The following is a 22,235-nucleotide window of genomic DNA, read 5'->3' as shown; positions in this document are numbered from 1 at the left end:
GAACCTTTAAAAACCTACCTGGCACAATTTCAGCAAATCTAAGTTTGCAACCGCTCACTGATGCGAGATCGAAGATCTTGAAATGCGTCCAACGAGGACTGCGATAGCTGGGACCTGATCAGCGCCTCCATGGAACGAGCCAATGAACGTTTCGCTATCAAGTACGCGTTAATTGCCGCCACCGGCGACTTGTCCGCTTCTCTCAGAGCCAACACCAGCTCCCCTACAGCAAATTGCACACCTGGCTCCAGTCGCTTCCAGACTTTGAAATCTTCTTGATCCGCTTTTGCCATAACAGATCACCCATTCATATTCGAAGCAAAATTGTCGGACTTACTATTCTAAAAATCTACGATCTGCCATAAAACGACCCTAGTTGCCAGCTTTGGCGTGCAGGTTAACTTGGGCTTGCTGTGCCGCCAAACCGCATAGCACATCCCGGTCCACTGGCGGAACGTTTGCCAGCAAATCAAGAAACCATAGTGCGATCCAAGAGTCGCTCCGATGAAGCCATTCACCTACAGGCAACACTGATCCAGGCTGCCAGCCCGCTGACGGCGCTTCTTTCCCCCTGACGGCCGCCTGAATTTCCACCCCAGGCTCCCAAACTTCCACAGCGCGCCTCTCAAGTTGTGCCGTCGCCCCGATAAGCCACCACCGAAATACTGCCCAGCGGGCAGAAGTCGACTCCACAGCGGCACGTACAGTTGCGGAAACAAGTCCGACCGAATGAAATGCGCTGATCGCCAGGCCTTCCGGCGGTTCGACGTGGGGCGCAACTTCCTCCGTAATCGCCATCTGAGGCTCGGATACTCTATTTCCGATATCCTCGGAAACACGCCCGATCTCGGCGTAGGTATTTTCAGCAAGCTCGGCGTCTAGGTACTCTCGTATTCCGCCATAAAACCCCAGTGGAGTCTCGATTCTCAGTTCACCCTTACCGCGCCGCTTCATCTCGTCGATAAGGCTTGGCCAGGGCTGCGATTCCCGCAAATTTAGGCCGGGGTCATACCAGTCTTCTTTTGTATCATTAGACACAAACAGTATTCTTTTTCCCAAGTTTGACAGGCCACTAACGTGCGCTACTAGCTCTTCCCATATCAGGAAGTCTCCGGCGGACCTCAGCTGAGTCCCCTTGCCGGAGTCAGCATAGCCAGGAGGAATCTTATTCGGAAAACGGAAGGTAGCAGCTTCCTCGACCCGCTCCCTAAGAACACTATCTTCGGGCTTTTCGCCGATAGCGTCACCATATAGTTGCGCGACACGAGCCAAAATCGGGTCTTCTGCATCTGCGGACCCTAGCTCAAGGTCATGATCTGACTTCAGCAGATCCAAGTGACGCTTGAATTCACGCCGGTAGAGAGCTAGCTGTTCGTCGATGCCTTTCTCAGCAACCACGCTTTCAAGTTCGGCGATTGCCTCGGGTGCCCTGGAGAACTTCTCAATATGCGCACGCACAACCACTTTCGCTTCCACAATGGCCCGGCGTGCAGCCATGAGTTTCTGATTGACCTGTTTAGCAGCATCGCCTAGAGCACGCATTCGCGAGTCCAGGGTGCTTCGTCGGCCGCGGACAAACTCGAGACCGACCTGGTACGGCATCCACAGCCGTCCCTGTGTCCGCCCTAGTGCTGACAGCACCTCCTCCCGAGAAGTCTCGGTGTACTCGTAGAGGCTGAGCAGCACATTCGTGTCCAGGACGATAAGCCCGTCCCGGAAAAAGCCAGCACGCTCCTCGTCGCTGGGCGAAGGCTGCGGCTTGAGCCACGCCGCGAACCGCTCGACCAGCAATGGGTCACTCATCTCCAGCTCCAGGTCGTGTGAGAGCTACCGACTAACCATCCTGTCAAGTGAGGTCGACTTGGGCCCCGAGTAGTTGCTGTGCCTCGTGACTCAGGCCGCCGTTGCACCGCGACCTGGCCTGCGGCGCCAACTGAGCAGCCCAACCCTCACCCTCCCCACTACGCAACGCGACAGCGCTAGCACGCACAACTAGCCGATCGACGCAGCCACTCAAGTCGTCCATCGCGTACGGCAAGGAACTTGATACTCCTCAGACCTTCCGTCGAGAAGTCCGAGTTCGAGCATCGAGCACCATCCCATCCTCAGATTGAAGCCTCGACGAAGCCGGCGGGGAAGAAGACCCATGACCCAGCCGGTGAAGCGATCGGCGTGGCGAACCCACTGGTCTCCGTTTTTGTCGGTGACTGCAGCTAGGGTCGAACACATGTTCCACCTAGTCCATCGCGCGAGTAACCGCAGCCACTGCTTCGGGCAGCGGAACGTGCTCCCAGATACGCACCACTTGCCACCCGCACTCGACCAAGGCCCCCGTGACGAGCTCGTCACGGGCCACGTTGCGACGAAGCTTCGGCGTCCAGTACCACTCGTTGCTGGTGGGCTGCCGGCCGTGCTCGGGGCACACGTGCCAGAAGCAGCCATCGACGAAGACAGCGATCTTCCTCGCGGTGAACACGATGTCTGGGCGGACTCTCACTCCGCTGTCAAGAACGAGCGGCAGATCTTTGCGGTAACGGTAGCCCAGCCGGTGGAGCTCCTTGCGGAGCGCAATCTCCGGTTTGGTGTCAGTCCGGCGATTGGCCTGCATGTTCCGGGATCGGCCTTTGTTCGCGGGCGCAGGGTAGAGGCCCTTCGCATGCGCCTGCTCACGCGCGTCCTTGCCCGGCACACCTATCCCTCTCGTCGTGGGCCTCAAGCCATGGGGAAAGATACCGTTTCACGTCCGCGCACCTCCCGTGAGCCTGGAAGGGGTTACTATGAGTGAGACCTTCGAGGTCATCGAGATCTGCGCCGGCGCTGGTGGCCAGGCTTACGGCCTCGAAAAGGCCGGCTTCACCCACCGCCTCGCGGTCGAGCTGGATCACAACGCGTGCACGACATTGAGGGCGAATCTGCCCGAGGAAGTCGTTGCCGAAGGCGATGTGGCAGATCCCGAGGTGTGGAATCCAGCCGACCACGGCCCGGACAACGACCTGGGCAATCGAGAGCTCGACCTCTTAGCAGGCGGCGTACCCTGCCCCCCATTCACTATCGCCGGGAAACAGCTGGGCGCGAACGACGAACGCGACCTCTTCGCGTGGGCTGTCGAGCAGGTCGCCGTCGTACGCCCGCGAGCCGTGATGCTCGAAAACGTCCGCGGCCTCAGCATGCCGAGGTTCGCCGGCTACCGGCAGCACGTCCTCGACCGGCTGACGTCGTTCGGGTACGTCGCCGAATGGCGGCTGTTGCACGCCGCCGGTTTCGGCGTACCGCAGCTGCGACCGCGGTTCGTTCTCGTCGCCCTGCAGGCGGAGTACGCGGATTACTTCGAGTGGCCGGAAGAATCCGAGCACGAAACCACCGTCGCTGAGGCGATCAGCGATTTGCTGGGCAAACACGGGTGGAAAGACCTCGAAGACTGGAAGAAGAAGGCCAACAAGATCGCACCCACGATCGTCGGCGGCTCGAAGAAGCACGGTGGTGCCGACTTGGGCCCCACTCGCGCAAAGCGCGCATGGGCTGAGCTTGGCGTCGACGCGTTGGGGCTCGCTAACGATGCTCCTATGCCCGACGACAAGTTCGAAGGCAAACCCGGCCCCAAACTCACCAACGAGATGGTTGCACGCATCCAGGGTTGGTTCGGCGAGTTCAGCGACTGGACGTTCACCGGGCGGAAGACCTCAAACTACCGGCAGATCGGCAATGCGTTCCCGCCTCCTATGGCGTACGCCGTCGGCCAGGCAATCATGCGAGCCCTCAAAAAAGAGTCGGTCGCCAGCAATCGGCAGGTTGATCAAGAGCATGATCCTGTATATCGGATCCTCCGCGACGCCAAGGACTTCCTGTCAGCGGATCAGCTCGTGCAGCAAGCCGAGCTTCCGCTGGGAATCCCTGAGCTGGAGAAGCGGATCAGCATGCTGCGCCACGATTTCCACGTGGTCACCGAGGAGCGGGACAGCACTGTCGTCTACAAGCTAGGCGAGTTCAAAGCATTCATCGGCCAGGAGGACCACAGTCGCCACGATGTCTTTTTGAAGAACCGCGCGAAAATCAGTTGAAATAGCCGCCACCGTCGCCGTTCGGGAGCGGCGGCGGTCGGCTACTTCTTAACGCTGGGAAGGTTCGGTGCGGGCTTGCTCACATTTTCGTTAGGCGGCGCAACGACCCATCGGTCACCGTCAAGTTCCACCGAAGGCAGCAAAGCATCAGCTTCCGTCTGAGGTCGGAGCTTTACGCTCACGAACTCACCAGGGCCGGGCTCCGCGATGGAGAGCGCCCGCGCAAGCTCGACATGATTTCGGTAGTCGCCAAGAATGACGATTCCCTCAGCCTTCAGGTGCTGCCTCGCGCCGCCGTTACCGCGAACGCGCTTCATATAGTCGTCTTGCTTTGCGACGGTCGCGACAACATTCCTCGACACGATCCGTCCCTGCGCGCGCCGGAAGAGCTCATCGAGCCGCTTCTGGCCAGATCCGAATTCGAGAATCTTTTCAACCTCGCCCGCATCGAGTTTGAGGAGCAGGTTCTCCTGCAACGGTGCGGCAGAGAACAGCCATCGAATCTGGCTCTTCCCGTAGATGCTCAAGGTGCGCTTGCCGTCCCGGTTTCCATTGCCGGTTTGGTTCAGGTGCCCCGCACTCGCACGGACAAGTCCCGCTGACCACTGTGACTTCTGATCACTCGCCCACACGACCAGCAGCAAGTGATCGCGTGCTTCCGGCGGAATCATCCAACCGAACATTGACTGCGAAAACTTGCAGTCAACTTCATGCCCAATGATCGAGTAGTCCATACGATCGCCGCCATCAAAACCGAACTCGCGCTGCAAGTTGATCTCGATCAGGGTCCCGGCGTGGGTCTTCTCCGTCTTGTACAGCTGATCCCAGCTGTACCGTCCCGTATGCTGCCCGTCGAGCAGCATGTCGATGCTCCTGCGGATCGCCTTCGCAAACCTCTGCCCCTCGGGATCGAGTCGCCTCAGCTCAGCGGCGACCTCGTCCAGTCCGGGATCTGAGTGCCATCTAGGGTCCTCCCCCCACAGGGCAAGCACGTTGTCGGCCGTAACGTCGGTCATGCATCCGACCATAGCCACGTGATCACGGCGGCCGCACCGAATTTGCCAAATGGCCTAGCCAGGTGTGGGCTTCGGGATGTCGAAGTAGCTCGAGAACCGCACCGCCGGTGCGTACTCGCCCTTGACCTTCACGCGGCCCGTCACGAACATCGCCGCGGGGGCGGAGGCGCCGGTGGCCATGCGGATGAAGTCGTCCACCGAGAGGGTGAGGGTGGTGTCCGGGGTGCGGGACAGGTCGGTGCTCGAGACGCACGCGCCGGATTCGATGACGGTTTGGAAGCGGTCGTAGCCGTCGTCGCCGGTGCCGCCGGAAAAGCGCCAGGAAAGGACGAAGTCGACGTGGCGGGCGCGGTCGGCGCGGAAATGCTCGGACATTCTGCGGAAAATCTCGTCGAGGAAGACCGCGCGTAACTCGGGGTGGTCGGCCAGGGCCTTGAGTTGGTCGCGGGAGGCGCGGTGGACGACGTCGACCAGGGCCTGGGTGGTCAGGCTGCTCAGTTCGATGCCGGCGCCCGCGTTTCCGAGCATGTGCAAGGTTTCCAGGACCTGCACGAACTGCGCGGGCGTGAGCTTGCCGACGTCCAGCTTGCGGGCGAAGCCGTTGACCGCGTGCCCCTCGGAGGCGGTGGAACGGGAACGCGAGAATCGGGACACGGAAACGGAGTCTAACGGCTCAGGCGGGCTTCGGGAGGTCGAAATAGCCGATCAAGCCGGCCGCGAATGCGAGGTCGCCTTTCACCTTGATTTTGCCCGTCACGAACAACACGGCGGGAGTTGCTTGGTGCGTGATGAGGCGGAAGAAGTCGACCGGCGACAGGGTGATGGTGACGCGGGCGCGGGCGCCCTCGACGGTCCGCGAGACCGTGCACGAGCCGCCGGAGATGGCCGTCGCGTAGCGGTCGTAGCCGCCGGCGCCGGTGCCGCCGGAGAGGCGCCAGTGGATGACGGCGTCGAGCGCGCGGGCGCGGTCCACGCGGATGTGCGCGCCCATGCGGGCGAAGATCTCGTCGAGCACGCGTTCGCGCAGGGGGCGGGAGGCGACCACGGCCTCCAGCTGCGCTCGGGACGCGCGCGAGACGAGCGTGGCGAAGCGGGTCGGGTCGACCTTGGCCAGGGAGAACGCCGGGGCGTCTTCCGACAGGCGGATGAGGGACGAGAGCAGGCGGCGGAAGTCGTCGCGGCCGAGTTCGCGGGGGTCGATGGCGTCGGCGACGGTGTTGACGTCGATGCCGTCGAGCGCGACGCGGTCGAGGGCGTCGAGCAGGGCGGCGCCACGCAAGCCGGCTACGTCAGAACCGTCGGCCATCCCAAGCTCCTTCCGTGATCTTCCAGCAAAGGCTACCCATGAGTAGGTAAGCGGGCAAGCACGCGTCGACCACGGCGGCAGGTACCGTCTCCTGCTGGCGAGAGGGAGGTCGGAGAGTGCCCGACGAAGATCAGCGCCCGCCCGAGCGGGCCCGGCGGCTGCCGCGCGCGGTGCGTGAGCGGCAGATCCTCGACGCCGCCGTGCGCGTGTTCTCCCGCCACGGCTACCACGCGGCCTCGATGGACGAGATCTCCGACGTCGCGGGCGTCTCCAAGCCGATGATCTACACCTACCTCGGCTCGAAGGAAGACCTCTTCGGCAAGAGCATCCAACGCGAGGCGACGCGCCTGCTCGAGGCCATCCAGGCGGGCGTCCAGCCGGATCTTCCACCTGACATGCAGCTTTGGCACGGGCTGCGGTCGTTCTACCGCTTCGTCGCCGAGTACCGCGAGTCGTGGACGGTGCTGCACCGCCAGGCGCTGACCGTCGGCGGCGCGTTCGCGGCTGAGATCACCGCGATGCGCGGGCGGGCGATCGAGCTCGTCGCCGCGCTCGTGGTGTCGGCGGGGACGCGGAAGGGGCTCGGGGAGCAGGCCGAGTTCTCCGGCGCCGGGCTGGCCGCCGCGCTAGTCGGTGCGGCGGAATCGTTGGCTGACTGGGCGTTGGACCATCCGGAGATCTCGGACAGCGTGCTTGCGTCGTGGCTGATGAACCTGGTGTGGCTGGGCTTCAACGATCTCATCGAAGGTCAGGTCTGGAAGCCGCTGCCCGAAATGAACTCAGAGAGCTGAGATCACGCCGTCCAGGTGCGGTTTCGGCTTGCGCGCCTGCCATAGCTCGAACGCCCAGCCCTCGTCCGTCGGCCAGGCGGTGAAAGCCGCGCGGGCCGGGAGCAGCACAGGCTGCTTGAAGCGGACGTCCACCGTGTACGCGTCGGGCAGCCGGCCCTCGAAGGACGCCAGGGCGTGGGCCTTCGTCCACATGCCGTGGGCGATGGCGCGGGGGAAGCCGAACAGGCGCGCGGTCAGTGGGTGCAGGTGGATGGGGTTGCGGTCGCCCGAGACCTCGGCGTAGCGGCGGCCAATGTCGCCCGGAACGGTCCACAGGGCGGTCGGCGTCGGGGGGACCAACGAAGCGCGCGGCCGCGAGGAACCCGAGGAACCCGAGCGGCGCAGGTAAGTCGACACCTCCGACCACACCAGTTCCGTGCCCGCCCACAGCTCGCTCACCATGTCGAACTGTCGGCCCTTCTCGTGCGGCCGCAGGTTTTCCGCCCGCACCCGCGCGGAAAACGTCTCGCTCAGCGACAGCGGGCGACGGACCGTGATGGAGTTCGCCACGTGCACCAGGCCGAGCAGCGGGAACGGAAAGTCCGGCTCCGTCATCAACGCCATCTGCAGGCCGAAGACCAGCATGTGCGGGTAGGTCGCTGGCAGTACATCCGAATACCGAAACCCGCACACCTCCGCGTACGCAGCGACGTGCGCAGGGGAGACCGTGACCGACGGCCGCACCAGCTCCGTCTCCGGCAGCGTCGAACCGCGGCCGCGGCGTAGCAGGGCCTTCGGGTACAGCGTCGCCAGGCTGGGCGCGCTGGACAGCTCGCGAACGGACATCGTCACGCTCCCAGCAGGGCCTGGCCGCACACGCGGACCACGTTGCCGTTGACCGCGGCCGACGCCGGGTTGGCGTACCAGGCGATGGTCTCGGCGACGTCGACCGGCAGGCCGCCCTGGCCGAGGCTCGACAGGCGCCGCCCGGCTTCGCGGATGAACAACGGAACGGCGGCGGTCATCTTGGTCTCGATGAAGCCCGGCGCGACGGCGTTGATCGTGCCGCCGTACTCCGCGAGCTGGGGCGCGCCGACGTTGACCATGCCGATCACGCCCGCCTTCGACGTCGCGTAGTTCGTCTGGCCGACGTTGCCGGCGATGCCCGCAATGGACGAAACGCCGATGATGCGGCCGTTTTCGCGCAGGACCTTGTCGGCGAGCAGCTTGTCGTTCACCGCGAGCTGCGCGGCGAGGTTCACGGTGAGCACGGCGTCCCAGCCGCCCTCGGTCATGTTGCCCAGCGTCTTGTCGCGCGTGATGCCGGCGTTGTGCACGACGACGTCGACGCCGCCGTGGCGCGTGGTGAGGTACTCGGCGAGCTTGGCCGGCGCGTCGGCCGCCGTGATGTCCAGCTGCAGCGCGGATCCGCCGACGCGATTGGCCACTGTGGACAGATCCGCGCCCTGAGCCGGGATGTCCAGGGCGACGACGTGGGCGCCGTCGCGGGCGAGCGTCTCCGCGATGGCCTCGCCGATGCCGCGCGACGCGCCGGTGACCAGCGCGACCTTGCCCGCCAATGGCTTTTCCCAGTTCGCCGGGGCCGCGGCAGAGGTGCCGTGCGTGCCGACGCGGATCACCTGCGCGTCGACGAAGGCCGACTTCGCCGAGAGCAGGAACCGCACCGTCGACTCGGCCGCGGCTTCGGCGCCTTCGGCCACGTACACGAGCTGCGCCGTCGCACCGCGTTTCAGCTCCTTGCCGACAGAGCGCACGAAGCCCTCCAGCGCCCGTTGCGCGATCCGCTCGCGACCCTCGACCAGCTCCGGCGGCGTGCCGAACACGACGACGCGGCCAGAGGGCCCCACCTTGCGGATCACCGGGTGGAAGAAGCGGTAGACCTCACGCAGGTCGGCGGGATCCTTTATGCCGGTGGCGTCGAAGACGAGGGCGGCGTGGCGTTCGGCCGGGACTTCGAGAACCTCGATGCCGGCTTCGGAGGCCTGACTCTTCAGAATCTTTTCGAGCCGTCCGCCCGGCGCGGCGCCGAGGAGTGCGGGACCCTCGAGTGCGGGCTGGCCGGCGCGGTAGCGGCGCAGCGTGGCGGGGTTGGGCAGGCCGAGCTTCGGCACCACGAACTTCCCCACCGGGGTTTTCGTGAACTGCTGGTACCTGTCAGCCATCGAGCGCCTCCCGTGCCGTCTGCGTCACGTCACAGTCTAACCTACTCGCTAGTAGGTTACAGTGTGAAAGCACCGACTCAGAGAGGTGGACGTCATGGCGACCAGGAAAACCGCCGCGGTCCGCAAGGTCGCGATCATCGGTGGCAACCGCATCCCCTTCGCGCGGTCGAACGGCCCCTACGCGAAGGCGTCGAACCAGGACATGTTCACCGCCGCGCTCGACGGTCTCGTCAGCCGCTTCGCCCTGCAGAATGAGGTGATCGGCGAGGTCGCGGCGGGCGCGGTGCTCAAGCACTCCAAGGACTTCAACCTCGCGCGCGAGAGCGTGCTCGGCAGCCGGCTCTCGGCCGCGACACCCGCGTCCGACGTCCAGATGGCGTGCGGCACGGGGTTGCAGGCCGTGATCAACGTGGCGCACAAGATCTCGCTGGGGGAGATCGACTCCGCCATCGCGGGTGGCGTGGACACGACGAGTGACGCTCCACTGGCCGTGAACGCCGACCTGCGCAAGATCCTCGTGCAGCTCAACTCCGCGAAGACGCTGGGCGACCGGCTCAAGCTCCTCACGAAGCTGCGGCCGGGCCAGATCGTGCCCGAGATCCCGCGCAACGCCGAGCCGCGCACGGGCCTGTCGATGGGCGAGCACGCGGCGCTGACGGCGAAGGTCTGGGACGTCACGCGCGAGGCGCAGGACGAGCTCGCCGCGGCCAGCCACCAGCACCTCGCCGCCGCGTATGACCGCGGGTTCTTCGACGACCTCGTGACGCCGTTCCTCAAGCTGGCCAAGGACCAGAACCTGCGGCCGGATTCGAGCGTCGAGAAGCTGGCCAAGCTCAAGCCTGTGTACGGCGGCGCCGACGGCACCATGACGGCCGGCAACTCGACGCCGCTCACCGACGGCGCGTCGACCGTGCTGCTCGCGACGGACGAGTGGGCGAAGGCGCACCACCTGCCGGTGCAGGCGTACCTGACGTTCTCGCAGACAGCGGCCGTCGACTACGTCCACGGCGCCGAGGGGCTGCTGATGGCGCCCGCGTACGCGGTGCCGTGGATGCTGGAACGCGCGGGACTTTCCTTGCAGGACTTCGACTTCTACGAGATCCACGAGGCGTTCGCGTCGCAGGTGCTGGCCACGTTGAAGGCGTGGGAGGACCCGGCGTTCGCCAAGGAGAAGCTGGGTCTCGACGCGCCGCTGGGCTCGATCGACCGGGCGAAGCTGAACGTCAACGGCTCGTCGCTCGCCGCCGGGCACCCGTTCGCCGCGACGGGCGGGCGGATCGTGGCGACGCTGGCGAAGCTGTTGCACGAGAAGGGATCCGGGCGTGGCTTGATCTCGATCTGCGCGGCCGGGGGCCAGGGCGTGACGGCGATTCTGGAGAAGTGAACCCGGGCCCCGTTGTGCGGGGCCCGGACCTCTTCAGCTGAGCTGCTTTTCGGCCTTCTTGCTCAGCTTCTCGGCCTGCTTGCCGGCCTTCTTCGCGGCGCGGCGGGCGCGCCAGCCGAGCGACGGCTTGCCCGCCGTGTCGCCCGCGGCCAGCAGCAGACCGCCGGCGATGCCCGCGTTCTTGAGGAACTGCACCTGCTGCGCCTGCCGCTCGGCGGGGTCCTTGATCTCCCAGAACCGGTGCGAGGAGGCCGTCGTCGGCACGAGCGTGCCCAGCAACGCGAGCGACGCCAGCCGCGGCGCCTTGCCCGCCGCGAGCGCGAGGCCGGCGCCGATCTTCACGGCGGCGTCGATGCGCACGAGCGTCGCGGGATCGCGCGGCACCTGCTCGGGGACGAGGCCCTCGACCTTGTCGAACGTCTCGGTGAGGAACGGCTCGATCGCCTTCGCGTGCCCTTGGGTGTCGCGGAGCATGCCGATACCGCCGTAGATGAATATCGACGCGAGCAGTGGACGGGCCACCCGGCGCAGTATCACGGTCGTCGCCTTTCCTGCGAGGTCTTCGGTGCTGGTCGAACCTACAACCGGCATTCCCCGTGGGCGGGTCGCCGAACCGCGCTAGTTTTGCCTAGGTGTTTATCGTGTTTTTACTAGATTTGCATAGACGGTTTTAGCGGTTGACTTTGACGCTGCGTCAACTTCTACGGTTGCCGGCATGGAGTGGTCGATCCAGGACATCGCCCGCGCGGCGGGCACGACCAGCCGGACACTGCGGCACTACGACGCCGTCGGGCTGCTCGCGCCCAGCCGCATCGGCGGCAACGGCTACCGCTATTACGACTCGGCCGCCCTGGTGCGGCTCCAGCGGATCCTGTTGCTGCGCGAGCTCGGCCTGGGCCTGCTCGCGATCGCCTCCGTGCTGGACGGCGAGCGCGACAGCGTTGTCGCCTTGTCGACGCATCTCTCGCTGCTGGAACAGGAGCGGGCGCGGATCGGGCGGCAGATCGACTCCGTGCGGACCACGTTGAGGAAATTGGAGGGAGGTGAACCACTCATGGCGGAGGAAGTTTTCGACGGCTTCGACCACACGGTGCACGAGGCCGAGGTGACGTCCCGCTGGGGCGCTTCGGCTTATCGCACTGGTGACCAGTGGTGGCGGTCGTTGTCGGCTTCGGAGCGTGCGGCACATCAGCGGGAGCAGGGCGAGATCGCGGCTGCTTTCGGGGCGGCGCGGGCTTCAGGACTGGCGGTTGAGTCTGCCGAGGTGCAGGCCGTCGTCAGTCGGCTCCACGCTTGGTTGCGGCCGGCGGTGAAGACGGTGTCGCGCGGGTATTTCGTGGGGTTGGGGCAGCTGTATGTCGATGATCCGCGGTATGGAACCTACGACGCTGATTTTGGCCCGGGCACCGCGGAGTTCATCCGGGACGCGATGCGGATCTACGCGGAGCGGAACCTGGCGAAGTAGTGCGGCGTCGGAGTGAGCGCTGGGGGTGGGGATGGTCGGGGCTGCAGACCCGCCCATCCCTCTGGCTTGGGTTGTTTTAGTGTCGGCGGGTTGGCTTGGGTTGGCGCGCGTGGTCCGGTGGTGGCCAGGAGACTGGCACGAACGGTCCACCCGCGTGGTGCTGCGCCCGCGAACGGTCCAGTCGCGGATGCGGTTCGGTGCGAACGGTCCATTCGCGCACGCGACCTGGCGCGAAAGGTCCCCTCGCGCGCAGGGCGAGCGGCGGATGGTCCGGCGTCCCGACTGACCGGGCACGAACGGTCCGCTCGCGCGCGGGGCTCGGCGCGAAAGATCCCCTCGTGTCGCGTCGGGGTGAACGGTTCACCCGCACCCTCCACCCGGCGCGAACGGTGCCTTTATGCGGCGCGATGGCAACGAACGGTCCACTCGAACACACGGCTCGGCACGAAAGATCCATTCGCGCATCCCTCCTGGCGAGAGCGGGCCCGGCATGCGGGAGCGCGAACGGGTCCGGCGCCGCGTCAGCGGTCCATCGGTGCAATGGGCGACGCGTGAGACGTCCCGTGACGACGGGCCATGGGGCCGAACGCCTCCATTCGCACACGCGACTCGGCACGAACGGTCCACTCGCGCACTCGACTTGGCGCGAGAGGTCCACTCGCGCATCGAGGCAGCGGCGAATGGTCCGTTGGTCCCGGCTGGGCACGAACGGACCGTTCGCACGCGCGGCCTGGTGCGATAGATCCGTTGGCACGGTGGTGCCGGTGCGAAAGGTCCGTTCGCGCGGCAGGACCAGGGCGAAGGGTCCGCTCGCGCGCGGGGCTCGGTGCGGAAGGTCCGTTCGCGTGGCGGGACCGGGACGAGAGGTCTGCTCGCGCGCACGGCTCAGTGCGGAAGGTCCGCTCGCGCGGCAGGACCGGGACGAGAGGTCCGCTCGCGCGCACGGCTCGGTGCGGAAGGTCCGCTCGCGCGGCGAGACCTGGGCGAAAGGTTCACTCGCGCGCACGGCCGGGTGCGGAAGGTTCGTTCGCGCGCCGAAACCTGAGCGAAGGGGCCGGTCGTGCGACCCGCGCGGGGTGAGGGGACGAGTCGTGGAGCCCGCAAAGCCCGAGCGCAGTGATCGGCGACACGCGCTAGCGGGATATGGCGCAATATCGGACCCGCGCTAGATACCCCGATACGGTGGCAGAGTGGACCCCATCCGCAATCCGTTCGCGCCCGGGGCTGGGCAGCGGCCGCCTGAGTTGGCGGGGCGGGAGCGTGAGCTGGGGGCGTTCGAGGTGGTCCTGGAGCGCGTCGCGAGGGGGCGGCCGGAGCGGAGTCTGGTGTTGACCGGGCTGCGGGGGGTCGGGAAGACGGTGTTGCTCGGGGAGCTGCGCTCGATGGCCATTCGGCACGGGTGGGGCGCCGGGAAGATCGAGGCGCGGCCGGATGCGGAGCTCAGGAGGCCGTTGTCGGCTGCCCTGCACAGGGCGATTCGGGATCTCGCGGTTCGGCACAGGGCGCCGGATCGGGTTGAAGAGGTCCTGGGGGTGCTGAAGGCGTTCGCGTTGAAGGCGAACAAGGCCGACTCGAAGCTCAGGGACCGGTGGCAGCCGGGGATCGAGGCGCCGGCCGCGCAGGGGCGGGCCGATTCCGGGGACATCGAGATCGACCTGGTGGAGCTGTTCACGGACGTCGCTGAACTCGCCGCCGACGTCGGCACCGGGGTGGCGCTCCTCATCGACGAGATCCAGGATCTGCAGCCCGACGACGTCTCCGCTCTTTGCGCCGCGTGCCACGAGTTGTCGCAGTCGGGGGCGCCGCTGGTTGTGGTCGGGGCGGGGTTGCCGCACGTGCCGGCCGTGCTGAGCGCTTCGAAGTCGTACTCGGAACGGCTGTTCCGCTACGCGCGCATCGATCGCCTCGGCCGCGAGGACGCCGACTTCGCCGTGATGGCGCCGATCGAACGCGAGGAAGCCGGCATCGAGCCCGAGGCGCTCGACGCGCTGTTCGACGCGTCCGGCGGGTACCCCTACTTCATCCAGGCCTACGGCAAAGCGGCGTGGGACGCCGCGCCCGCGGATCCGATCACGGTGAAGGACGTGCAGGTCGCGGCGCCCGAGGCGGAGTCCGAGCTGGCGGTGGGGTTCTTCGGCTCGCGTTACGAGCGCGCGACGCCCGCCGAGCGCGAGTACCTGATCGCGATGGCCGAGCTGACGCAAGGCCGCGACGAGGCCGCCGGCACCGCCGACGTGGCCGTCTACCTGGGGCGCAAGCCCTCCTCGCTTTCGCCGGCGCGCGACAGCCTCATGAAGAAGGGCCTGGTCTATTCCGCCGAACGCGGGCAGATCGCCTTCACGGTGCCCCACTTCGGGCACTACCTGCTCGGCCGCGACTGACGGCCGTCTTCACCCTCGCTACCGCTCTATGACGTTGCCTAGTGATATCTAGCAAATCAGCTATACAACCCAAGAGGCCATTAGCCTGTTACTTGAAAGTGACCCGAGACACGCGATCTGTCCGGTGATCACCCACAAACAGCCGATGATTCGTCGGCAAGTAAGCCACATCACCGTTGATTCGTTGGCATCCTTGTGAAAAAAGGCGCATACTAGAGACACAACCACCGAGAACCTCCAAAGGGGATGCAGACACAATGAGCAACATCGCCGCCAAGCTCCGTGCTCGTCGCGCCGAGGCTCGTACTCGCCGGGCACTGAACCGGGCGATCGACACCGCGGCCACCTCGACGGTGCGCCAGGAGCTCATCGCCCTCGCCCAGGCGCGTCAGCCGTTCATGCGCTGACGCAGCCAACAACTGGTTAGTGTGTCACTCACATGAGTGACCTAGACCACAAAGTGCTGTGGGTGTAACGCCGCGCCTTGCGGCATCGATACCCACTACGACCCCGTGATGCTGGCGGACCCCCGACCTGGCAGCATCACGGGGTTTCCACATGTCTGGACCCTTTGTCCGATTTCGCAAAACCCTTGCGCGATCGGGCTTGCGGCGCGATGCTTGACTCCGTCAACGATTTGGTTGAGGTGGTCAATGAACGATGTAAGCCTGGCGGAGCGCGTCGCCACCGTGCGCGCGTTCAACCGCCTTTACACCGGGGTGATCGGCGTCCTCGACGAAGGACCGGCCGACGCCGAGTACTCGCTGAGTGAGGCGCGGGTGCTGTTCGAGGTCGCCCAACAAACCGAGCTCCACGTGAGTGACCTGCGAAAACGTCTCGATCTCGACGCCGGCTACGCGAGCAGGCTGCTAAGCCGCCTGGAAAGCCGCGGCCTGGTCCTGCGCGAACGCAGCGGCGAAGACGCCCGCCGCCAGATCGTCCGCTTGACCGACGCCGGCCGCGAAGCGTTCGCCGACCTCGACAGCCGCTCGGTGCGCCAGATCGGCGGCCTCCTCGAACGCTTCCCCGACGAAGACCAGCGCCGCCTGCTTGGCGCGATGGGGACCATCACGCAGCTCGTCCGTGAGAAAACCGCAGATCCCACACTCGTGTTACGCACCCCGCGACCGGGTGACCTCGGCTGGGTGGTCCACCGCCACGGGACCCTCTACGCCCGCGAGTACGGCCTCGACGAACGCTTCGAAGCCCTCGTCGCCCGCGTCGTCGCCGATTTCGCCGACCACCGCGACGACCCGCGCCAGGCCGCGTGGATCGCGGAGCTCGCCGGCGAACGCGTCGGCAGCGTCTTCTGCATGCCCAGCGCGGACGAACGCACCGCCAAACTCCGCCTCCTGCTGCTCGAACCCGCCGCGCGCGGCCACGGCGTCGGCAAACGGCTCGTGCACGAGTGCGTCGAGTTCGCCCGCGGCCGCGGCTACGCGGCGATGGAGCTGTGGACCCTCTCGGCCCTCGACGCGGCCCGCGGCATCTACCGCAGCGCCGGGTTCAGGCTGGAACACGAGGAGCCCACCCGCGACTTCGGTCCGCCGGTGATCGGCGAGACCTGGCGGATGGAGCTCTAGATGTTCGTCGTCTACTGCGCCGTCTGCGACCGCCGCACACTGCTCGGCGTCGACGAGGTCGAGTGGGTCGAGAACCTCACGCGCGGCGTGATCTCCGTGTCCGGCCACTGCCCGCGTGGCCACGACGTGGTGCTCCTGACCGGCGACGCGTTCACCCCGCACGAAGACCCGCGCTACTTCGGGCCGGCGCCACGCATCTGGACCAAGCCGATGAACAAGCTGCGCTCCTGGCTGCGCGGCCATTTCGAGGTGAGCCGCGACCTGCCCGGCCCGTTCTACCGCTTCTGACGCCCCATCAGGAAGAACTCCGGGTTCGGCTTCAACGCCGTGAAGTGCGCCAGCCGGTTGGACATCGCGAACAGCGCCGTGATCGCCCCGACGTCCCAGATCTCGTCCTCGGTCAGTCCCGCAACACGCGCCGCCTCGAGGTCGGCTTCGCCGAACAGCGCGGAATCCTGCGCGAGCGCCAGCGCGAGGTCGACGATCGCCCGGCCGCGCTCGTCGAGCTCCACCTGCCACGGGTTCGCGGCGACGCGGTCGGACAGCTCCGGGTCCTTCGCGCGGATCCGCAGGATCGCCCCGTGCGCGACGATGCAGTAGGTGCAGTGGTTCGCCCCCGACGTCGCGACGACGACCAGCTCGCGCTCCGCCTTCGTCAGTCCGTCTTCGCGCTCCATCAACGCGTCGTGGTAGTCCATGAACGCCCGCAACTCCGCCGGCCGGTGGCCCAGCGCGCGGAAGATGTTCGGCGTGAAGCCGGACTTCTCCGCGATCGCACCCACGCGCTCGCGCAGGTCTTCGGGCAGGTCTTCGAGTTCGGTCACGGGGAACCGGCTGTCGCTCATACCCCCAAACCTAACGCGGAAACCAGCCACCCTTGGCACCGCGCGTTCACCCGGGTGGAGTTTGCTTACCCCGTGAACTGGACCGCATACGTGGACGGTTACTGCGAACGCCTCGCGCCCGGGCTGTGGGGCGAGCCGCTGAACGACGTCACCAACCTGGCGTTCCTCGGGTCCGCCATCGCGGTGTGGTGGCGAGCCGACGGACGGCGGACCGGGCGGACGCTCGCGGTGCTCGTCGGGCTCGTGTTCCTGGCCAGCACGGCGTTCCACCTGCTCGCGACGCGCTGGGGCGGGGCCGCCGACTCCGGCTTCATCCTTGTGTTCGTGCTCTACTACGCCGCGAAGTTCCCGCAGGTGTTCTTCGGTGTGCCCCTGCGCAAGTCGTGGCTGGCGGCGCCCGCGTTCGTGGTGCTCACGGCCGCGCTGGCGGCGCTCGGCGGCGGGCTGTACCTCCCGGCGCTGATCGGGCTGGCGGTGTTCGCGGGTGTGCTCGCGTACGCGCGCGATCCGTACTGGACGCACTTCGCGGTGGCGGGCGCAATGTTCGGGTTGTCGCTGGCTTTGCGCACCATCGACGGCGTCGTGTGCGGAGATTTCCCCGTCGGCACGCACTTCCTGTGGCACCTGCTCAACGCCGTGGTGCTCTACGTGGTGTCGAACGCGATGATCGACAAAGGAAAGCCCCCTCACCGGAACCGGTGAGGGGGCTTTCCACAGTGGACTAAAGCGTGGCCTGAATCTCAGTGCACGCCGATGGGCCGCAGGTCCTTGTCGTGCTCGTCCGCGTGGTAGTCCGCCGGCTGGGTCTCGTCGACACCGGGGTTCCACTTCGCCGCGTGCGCGATGGCCGAGACGATCACGGCCACCAGCACGTTGGCGATCAGCGCTACGAAGCCCGGGTAGATCTGCACGGTCGTCAGGCCGGTGCCCGAGAACGGGTGCCAGCCGAAGATCGACAGGTTGCCCATCGCGAGCGCCGAGCCGCCGAAGTGCAGCTTTCCGTTGGCGGGGTTTGGGATCCCGTACAGCATGATCAGGCCCCAGCCCATGCCCACGACCCAGCCGGCGATGAGGCCGGCCTTGTGCAGCCACCGCGTGTACAGCGCGAGCGCCACGGCGGGCAGCGTCTGCAGGATCAGGACACCGCCGATGAGCTGCAGGTCGATGGAGAACTGCGGGTCGATCAGGATGATCACCAGCACCGCGCCGAGCTTCACGATCAGCGATGCGAGCTTGGCCTGCTTGGCTTCCTGCTTCGGCGTCGCGTTCTTGCGGATGTACTCCTTGTAGATGTTGCGCGTCCACAGGTTCGCCGCCGCGATCGACATGATCGCGGCCGGCACCAGCGCGCCGATGCCGATCGCGGCGAACGCGATGCCGGCGAACCAGTGTGCGAACTGCGAGTCGAACAGCAGCGGGACGATGGTGTTGCCGTCGGGCTTGCCGGTCGCGTTGTTGGTCAGCGGCTTCACGCCGGCGCTGATCGCGACGTACCCGAGCAGCGCGAGCAGGCCGAGCACCAGCGAGTACGCGGGCAGGGCGACCATGTTGCGCTTGATCACGTTACGCCCACGCGAGGCGAGCACGCTCGTGAGCGAGTGCGGGTAGAGGAACAGCGCGAGCGCCGAACCCAGGGCCAGCGTGGCGTACTGCAACTGGTTGGCCGACGTCAGCAGGATCGAGCCCGCCGGCTTGCCCGTGGCCGGGCTCGGCGTGGCCAGCTTCGTGGCGGCCTGGTTGAAGATGTAGTCCCAGCCGCCGAGCTTCGAGGGCAGGTACACGATCGCCACGATGATCACGATGTAGATCAGGATGTCCTTGACGAACGCGATCAGCGCGGGCGCGCGCAGGCCCGACTGGTACGTGTACAGCGCCAGGATCAGGAACGCGACCAGCAGCGGCAGGTGCCCGACGATGCCGGACCCGTTGATGCCCATCGTGCGAAGCACGGCCTCGAGGCCCACCAGCTGCAGCGCGATGTACGGCATGGTCGCGACGATTCCGGTGATGGCGATGAGGAACGCGAGCGTCGGCGAACCGAACCGGCCGCGGACGAAGTCGGCCGGCGTCACGTAGCCGCGCGAGCGGCTGACGGACCACATGCGCAGCGCGGGCAGCAGCACGATCGGGTAGACGACGATCGTGTAGGGCAGCGCGTACATGCCGAGCGCGCCGGCACTGAACACCAGCGCGGGCACGGCGACGAACGTGTACGCCGTGTAGAGGTCCCCTCCGAGCAGGAACCACGTGATCCACGCGCCGAACTTGCGGCCGCCGAGGCCCCACTCGTCGAGGTGGTCGAGGTTCGCGCCGGCCTTCCAGCGCGACGCGACGAACCCGAGCACGGTGACGAGCGCGAAGAGGATGACGAAGATGGTCAGCTGGACCCACTGGATGGTCATCGGCTTTCACCCTCGTCGAGGTCGTCCACGCTCAGCTTGTCCGGCTCGTCAGTGGTCGGCTCCTTGCGGGTCGCCCAGTAGACGATGCCGGTGCACAGCACGCCGGCGGCGACGAACACGAGCTGGAACCAGTAGAAGAACGGCATGCCGAAGAGGCGGGGGCCGTCGAAGTTGAACAACGGCGTGACCAGGATCAGCAGCGGGACGATCAGCAACAGGTTCCACGGGCTGAATTGGAACCCGCGCACCCGCCCGTCCTGTTTGGTTGTGGACATCGGACCTCACTTAACACTCACGCAACACACAACGGGCCTGACCCTAGGACTTCAGCCACGTGGACGTCACACAAACCGGGCAACGATTTGGCCATTCCAGGTCCAGCTGTGGACAACCTCGTGGACAGCTGTCCGGGACCGGTTTCGGTGTTGATCTAGGGGCGGTAGCGGCGGTCAGCACAGGCCCCAGGTGTTGTGGTTGCCTGGCCGGAGCGAGTTTCCACACCTTGTGCACAGAGTTGTCCACAGGCAGTGGACAACTTTCGACTAGACTGCGGGGCATGGTTCGGGTCCCGTTGACGGATGAAGAGCGCTCCCGCGGTGAGCGCCTCGGGGTGGCGCTGCGCGCTGCCCGCGCGGGCCGCAGCATGGTCGACGTCGCGGCCGAGGCCGGGATCTCGGTGGAAACGCTGCGGAAGATCGAGACCGGGCGCATCCCGACGCCGGCGTTCTTCACGGTCGCGGCGATCGCCGACGCGGTGGGGGTGCCGCTCGACGTGCTGCGGACGGCGTGCGAAGACGCCGAAGCGGACCCCGCGTTCAAGGCCGCGTTGTCCCAAGCCAGCTAGGCGCGCAGCTTCCCCAGGATGTGCTCCCGGTCGTTGATGAACGCACACGCGCGGACCGGAAGGTCGAAGGAGTTCAGGAGCTTCTCGAAGTCCGAGGTCTCGTCCGGGCTGAGCGGCACGTCGGCGATGGTGATGTGGGCGGCGAGGGTGTCGGTGAGTTCTTCCCATTCGCCGGACCACTGCAGCGTGCGGTAGTGGGCCAGGTCCTCGACCGGGAGGCGGTCGGCCAGCAGGTCGAGCAGGCTGTCGGTGAAGTAGCTGATGCGGTTCTCGGCGCGGTCGGCCACCGTCGGGTTCGCGGGGTCGCGCGCGGTGTCAGGGTTGCGGATCACGCCCGCACCGGCGACGGGGTATCCCGTGTGGACGAAGCCCTCCGGGTCGACCAGCACCACGACCTGCACGCCGTAGCGTTCGCCGACGCAGCGCCAGCGGCCGTTGTACTGCCGGGTGCGGGGTTCGCTCGGATCGTTGGCGACGTCCTTGATCACCGCGATGATCTGCTCGTCGGTCCAGCCGGGTGGGAACTCGCTGGTCGCCCGGCGGCCGGTGCCCGGAGCGTGTGCACCGCCCACGTCAGCTCCTCTCGTCCGGTGGGAGCCTACTGTGCCGATCGTTACTAAGCCGACCACAGTCACGGCCGAATGACTTCGTAGCGACGGTTGCGCGCCGCTTGGGGGTCGGCCTACTTTTGGCCGGATTAGTAACCCGCCGGGCGCGGCTCAGCCGAGCAGCGAGAGGGCCGCGATGCCGAGCACGAGGAGGTCGGGTCCGCGGAAGAGCTGGCGAGCGAGGTTCGCGGGCAGCGGGCCCGCTGGCGTGTCGACGAATCCGGCGCTGCTGTAGTCCACGGGCTTGCGCGTGACCGTGCGCAACACCGACAGCACAGCGAGTGCCACGGTCACCCACGACAGCGCGTCGACCGACGTGCCGAGCGCCGCGAGCGCGGCCGCGAGCAGCGCCGACCACACGACGGCGACGACGGCGAGCACCACGCCGTGGGCGATGACGAGCTCGGAATCCGTGGAGCCCAGCCAACGCCGGCGGCCGGGGTTGCGCCACAGGACGCCGAGGCCGGCGCCGAACGGGGTCAGCGCGACGTAACCCCCGAGGCCGACGAGCACCGAACCCGGCAGCGTCGGCACGGCCACGTGGCCCACCGCCACGGCGAGCGCGACGAGCAGCAGCATCCCCGCGTAGCGCGAGCGCCCCGCGATGCCCGCGACGGCCAGCCTGAGTGGCGTCGGCCGAGCCAGCGACCACCGGCCCGACGCCGTGGCTTCGGGCAGCATCATCATCGGGTCGAGGAACGTGACGGCGACCGAGCGCAGCACGCGCGCGTTCCAGCCGTCGAGCAGGCTCGCGCGGCCCGCGCGCGTGACCGGTTCACCGCCGAACGACAACGCGACGGCGCAGAGCAGGATGCCGGCGCCCGCGTACTGCACCGCGATGGGCCCGAGGTGCGCGGCCGCGATCACGACGCCCACCACGGCCAGCAGCACCGGCCCGCCGACGTCGATGCGCAACGCCGTGCGCCGCGCGGTGGCGAACACCAGCACGGCGCTGCTCACGACCAGGGCGAGCGCCGCGCGCCACAGGTCGAGCGAGCTGCCACCCACGGCCAGCATCAGCCCGGCGAGGTAGGCGACGACGATGACGAAGCCGGTCAGACCGCCCGCCAGCCGGCTCGCCACCACGCGGCGGCGGTCTACGCAGGCGAAGTCCATCCAGGTGAGTTCCGCGGGTTCGGTCCAGACGAAGCCTCGCCGAAGCAGGCTGCGCCAGCCCACCGCGCAGCAGAGCGTGACCAACCCGAGGACGGCGGGATAGTCCACAGGGGACGGTCCGAAAAGGACTCGGTGCCACGCGTCGGTGCGGAAGAACGCGGTGAAGAGGAAGCCGACGCCGAAGATGAGGACGAAGGTGGCGCTGTCGCCGCTGAAGATCCCGCCGAAGCGCTTCCGGCCGGGGACGCGGAGGCGGGTGCCGAGGGCTACCACG

At 66.8% G+C, this 22,235-nt stretch carries 23 protein-coding genes; 10 read left to right on the top strand and 13 right to left on the bottom strand.

What is annotated here, in order from left to right; all coding sequences use genetic code 11:
- Nucleotides 1-372: 372 nt before the first annotated feature.
- Nucleotides 373-1,803, bottom strand: a complete 1,431-nt coding sequence (locus AB0383_RS02280; protein WP_366184608.1) for a PIN-like domain-containing protein — start codon at nucleotides 1,801-1,803, stop codon at nucleotides 373-375.
- Nucleotides 1,804-2,236: 433 nt separating this feature from the next.
- Nucleotides 2,237-2,689 carry a very short patch repair endonuclease gene (locus AB0383_RS02275; RefSeq protein ID WP_366184606.1) on the bottom strand — a complete coding sequence of 151 codons (453 nt, stop codon included), beginning with the start codon at nucleotides 2,687-2,689 and terminating at the stop codon, nucleotides 2,237-2,239.
- An 88-nt stretch (nucleotides 2,690-2,777) separates the two neighbouring features.
- Here AB0383_RS02275 and dcm point away from each other — a divergent pair, with 88 nt between their 5' ends.
- Nucleotides 2,778-4,058 carry a DNA (cytosine-5-)-methyltransferase gene (gene dcm, locus AB0383_RS02270; RefSeq protein WP_366184604.1) on the top strand — a complete coding sequence of 427 codons (1,281 nt, stop codon included), beginning with the start codon at nucleotides 2,778-2,780 and terminating at the stop codon, nucleotides 4,056-4,058.
- A gap of 41 nt (nucleotides 4,059-4,099) precedes the next feature.
- Here the strand turns inward: dcm and AB0383_RS02265 are convergent, their stop codons facing one another.
- The 3 genes from AB0383_RS02265 to AB0383_RS02255 are packed head-to-tail and all read right to left on the bottom strand — an operon-like array spanning nucleotide 4,100 to nucleotide 6,380.
- Nucleotides 4,100-5,074: a NaeI family type II restriction endonuclease gene (locus tag AB0383_RS02265; RefSeq protein WP_366184601.1), complete on the bottom strand. Its 975-nt coding sequence runs from the start codon at nucleotides 5,072-5,074 to the stop codon at nucleotides 4,100-4,102.
- A 54-nt stretch (nucleotides 5,075-5,128) separates the two neighbouring features.
- Nucleotides 5,129-5,728 carry an SCP2 sterol-binding domain-containing protein gene (locus tag AB0383_RS02260; protein WP_366184599.1) on the bottom strand — a complete coding sequence of 200 codons (600 nt, stop codon included), beginning with the start codon at nucleotides 5,726-5,728 and terminating at the stop codon, nucleotides 5,129-5,131.
- A 19-nt stretch (nucleotides 5,729-5,747) separates the two neighbouring features.
- Complete coding sequence (locus tag AB0383_RS02255) at nucleotides 5,748-6,380, bottom strand: SCP2 sterol-binding domain-containing protein (protein WP_366184597.1); 633 nt, start codon at nucleotides 6,378-6,380, stop codon at nucleotides 5,748-5,750.
- A gap of 116 nt (nucleotides 6,381-6,496) precedes the next feature.
- On the opposite strand from AB0383_RS02255, the gene AB0383_RS02250 reads away from it, so the two are divergent.
- Nucleotides 6,497-7,171, top strand: a complete 675-nt coding sequence (locus AB0383_RS02250; protein WP_366184595.1) for a TetR/AcrR family transcriptional regulator — start codon at nucleotides 6,497-6,499, stop codon at nucleotides 7,169-7,171.
- Here the strand turns inward: AB0383_RS02250 and AB0383_RS02245 are convergent.
- Both AB0383_RS02245 and AB0383_RS02240 read right to left on the bottom strand, forming a co-directional pair.
- On the bottom strand, nucleotides 7,160-7,996 hold the full coding sequence (locus AB0383_RS02245; protein WP_366184593.1) for a MaoC/PaaZ C-terminal domain-containing protein: 837 nt from the start codon (nucleotides 7,994-7,996) through the stop codon (nucleotides 7,160-7,162). The genes AB0383_RS02250 and AB0383_RS02245 overlap by 12 nt on opposite strands.
- Nucleotides 7,997-7,998: 2 nt before the next feature.
- Nucleotides 7,999-9,333 carry a 3-oxoacyl-ACP reductase gene (locus tag AB0383_RS02240; protein WP_366184591.1) on the bottom strand — a complete coding sequence of 445 codons (1,335 nt, stop codon included), beginning with the start codon at nucleotides 9,331-9,333 and terminating at the stop codon, nucleotides 7,999-8,001.
- Nucleotides 9,334-9,427: 94 nt separating this feature from the next.
- Here AB0383_RS02240 and AB0383_RS02235 point away from each other — a divergent pair, with 94 nt between their 5' ends.
- The gene (locus AB0383_RS02235) at nucleotides 9,428-10,717 is read left to right on the top strand and encodes an acetyl-CoA C-acetyltransferase (RefSeq protein ID WP_366184589.1); all 1,290 of its coding nucleotides are present in this window, start codon (nucleotides 9,428-9,430) and stop codon (nucleotides 10,715-10,717) included.
- 33 nt (nucleotides 10,718-10,750) lie between these two features.
- On the opposite strand, the gene AB0383_RS02230 is transcribed toward AB0383_RS02235, so the two are convergent.
- On the bottom strand, nucleotides 10,751-11,254 hold the full coding sequence (locus AB0383_RS02230; RefSeq protein WP_364169319.1) for a DoxX family protein: 504 nt from the start codon (nucleotides 11,252-11,254) through the stop codon (nucleotides 10,751-10,753).
- 178 nt (nucleotides 11,255-11,432) lie between these two features.
- Here AB0383_RS02230 and AB0383_RS02225 point away from each other — a divergent pair, with 178 nt between their 5' ends.
- The 5 genes from AB0383_RS02225 (at nucleotide 11,433) to AB0383_RS02205 (ending at nucleotide 16,434) form a co-directional block, all read left to right on the top strand.
- Complete coding sequence (locus tag AB0383_RS02225; protein WP_366184586.1) at nucleotides 11,433-12,182, top strand: MerR family transcriptional regulator; 750 nt, start codon at nucleotides 11,433-11,435, stop codon at nucleotides 12,180-12,182.
- 1,190 nt (nucleotides 12,183-13,372) lie between these two features.
- On the top strand, nucleotides 13,373-14,563 hold the full coding sequence (locus tag AB0383_RS02220) for an ATP-binding protein (RefSeq protein WP_366184584.1): 1,191 nt from the start codon (nucleotides 13,373-13,375) through the stop codon (nucleotides 14,561-14,563).
- A 257-nt stretch (nucleotides 14,564-14,820) separates the two neighbouring features.
- Nucleotides 14,821-14,970, top strand: a complete 150-nt coding sequence (locus AB0383_RS02215) for a hypothetical protein (RefSeq protein WP_162836041.1) — start codon at nucleotides 14,821-14,823, stop codon at nucleotides 14,968-14,970.
- Between the two features lie 246 nt (nucleotides 14,971-15,216).
- A complete protein-coding gene (locus AB0383_RS02210; protein WP_364169310.1) occupies nucleotides 15,217-16,146 on the top strand; it encodes a bifunctional helix-turn-helix transcriptional regulator/GNAT family N-acetyltransferase in 930 nt (309 codons plus the stop codon).
- Complete coding sequence (locus AB0383_RS02205) at nucleotides 16,147-16,434, top strand: hypothetical protein (RefSeq protein ID WP_364169307.1); 288 nt, start codon at nucleotides 16,147-16,149, stop codon at nucleotides 16,432-16,434.
- Here the strand turns inward: AB0383_RS02205 and AB0383_RS02200 are convergent.
- Complete coding sequence (locus AB0383_RS02200; RefSeq protein WP_366184581.1) at nucleotides 16,422-16,991, bottom strand: peroxidase-related enzyme; 570 nt, start codon at nucleotides 16,989-16,991, stop codon at nucleotides 16,422-16,424. The genes AB0383_RS02205 and AB0383_RS02200 overlap by 13 nt on opposite strands.
- A 72-nt stretch (nucleotides 16,992-17,063) precedes the next feature.
- Between AB0383_RS02200 and AB0383_RS02195 the strand changes: the two genes are divergently transcribed.
- Entirely contained in the window at nucleotides 17,064-17,693 is a 630-nt protein-coding gene (locus tag AB0383_RS02195; RefSeq protein ID WP_366184579.1) for a hypothetical protein, read from the top strand.
- A 38-nt stretch (nucleotides 17,694-17,731) separates the two neighbouring features.
- Here AB0383_RS02195 and mctP read toward each other — a convergent pair whose 3' ends face one another.
- Both mctP and AB0383_RS02185 read right to left on the bottom strand, forming a co-directional pair.
- Nucleotides 17,732-19,393 carry a monocarboxylate uptake permease MctP gene (mctP, locus tag AB0383_RS02190; RefSeq protein ID WP_366184577.1) on the bottom strand — a complete coding sequence of 554 codons (1,662 nt, stop codon included), beginning with the start codon at nucleotides 19,391-19,393 and terminating at the stop codon, nucleotides 17,732-17,734.
- Nucleotides 19,390-19,668, bottom strand: coding sequence for a DUF3311 domain-containing protein (locus tag AB0383_RS02185; RefSeq protein ID WP_364169295.1), 279 nt, complete (start codon nucleotides 19,666-19,668; stop codon nucleotides 19,390-19,392). The genes mctP and AB0383_RS02185 overlap by 4 nt, the downstream gene beginning before the upstream one ends.
- A gap of 281 nt (nucleotides 19,669-19,949) precedes the next feature.
- On the opposite strand from AB0383_RS02185, the gene AB0383_RS02180 reads away from it, so the two are divergent.
- Entirely contained in the window at nucleotides 19,950-20,237 is a 288-nt protein-coding gene (locus tag AB0383_RS02180) for a helix-turn-helix transcriptional regulator (protein WP_354865441.1), read from the top strand.
- Here the strand turns inward: AB0383_RS02180 and AB0383_RS02175 are convergent.
- Together AB0383_RS02175 and AB0383_RS02170 are read right to left on the bottom strand one after the other, a co-directional pair.
- Nucleotides 20,234-20,809 carry an EndoU domain-containing protein gene (locus AB0383_RS02175; protein WP_364169292.1) on the bottom strand — a complete coding sequence of 192 codons (576 nt, stop codon included), beginning with the start codon at nucleotides 20,807-20,809 and terminating at the stop codon, nucleotides 20,234-20,236. The two genes, AB0383_RS02180 and AB0383_RS02175, sit on opposite strands and share 4 nt — an antisense overlap.
- A gap of 147 nt (nucleotides 20,810-20,956) precedes the next feature.
- Nucleotides 20,957-22,234: a DUF6297 family protein gene (locus AB0383_RS02170; protein WP_366184574.1), complete on the bottom strand. Its 1,278-nt coding sequence runs from the start codon at nucleotides 22,232-22,234 to the stop codon at nucleotides 20,957-20,959.
- Nucleotide 22,235 lies beyond the last annotated feature (1 nt).

The sequence above is a fragment of the Amycolatopsis sp. NPDC051373 genome (assembly GCF_040689465.1).
Lineage (GTDB): Bacteria > Actinomycetota > Actinomycetes > Mycobacteriales > Pseudonocardiaceae > Amycolatopsis.
Note: the sequence above shows the minus strand (reverse complement) of the source record. Positions and strands in the feature narration are given on the sequence as shown.